This is a genomic window from Mycobacterium sp., from assembly GCF_008709575.1.
Lineage (GTDB): Bacteria > Actinomycetota > Actinomycetes > Mycobacteriales > Mycobacteriaceae > Mycobacterium.
Genome location: NZ_VYIK01000444.1, coordinates 1 through 632, shown reverse-complemented (window position 1 = coordinate 632; position 632 = coordinate 1). Strand labels below are relative to the sequence as shown.

Genomic DNA, 632 nt, shown 5'->3' with positions numbered 1-632 from the left:
TTGGGGGGCGCTGCGCGAGGTGTTCCCCGAGACGAAAGAGCAGCGCTGCTGGTTCCATAAGATCGCGAATATCGTTGCTGCACTGCCGAAGTCGGCGCATTCTGGGGCGAAGAAAGCGTTGGCGGAGATCTGGAACGCCGAAGACAAACGCCATGCACTCGACGCGGTGAAGGCGTTCGAGGCAGCCTATGGCGCCAAGTATCCCAAGGCGGTCGCCAAGATCACCGGCGACCTGGATCAGCTGCTGGCCTTCTACGACTTCCCGGCCGAGCATTGGGTGCATTTGCGCACTACAAACCCCATCGAAAGCACCTTTTCGACCGTACGCAACCGCAGCAAGATCACCAAGGGTCCGGGCTCGCGGGCAGCTGGAATCGCCATGGCCTACAAGCTGATCGAGGCAGCCCAGTCACGCTGGCGCGCCGTCAATGCGCCACACCTGGTCGCCCTCGTCCGTGCCGGCGCCCGCTTCGAGAACGGCAAGCTCGTCGAGCGCCCCGACGAATCGGACGCTGACGAGCCAGGGAAGGAGGCCGCCTGAAAAAACGGCCCGATCCACAGGTATTGACAATTGCTCTTGCGGCATGAAACTCCGCCCAAACACCACCACTGTACAAAGCGAAAACAGCACG

General features: G+C 61.7%; 1 protein-coding gene. It reads left to right on the top strand.

The window, feature by feature from the left end:
* Positions 1 to 541: transposase (locus tag F6Q13_RS19495; protein WP_293060005.1), on the top strand; the 541-nt coding region annotated here is incomplete at its 5' end.
* Positions 542 to 632 lie beyond the last annotated feature (91 nt).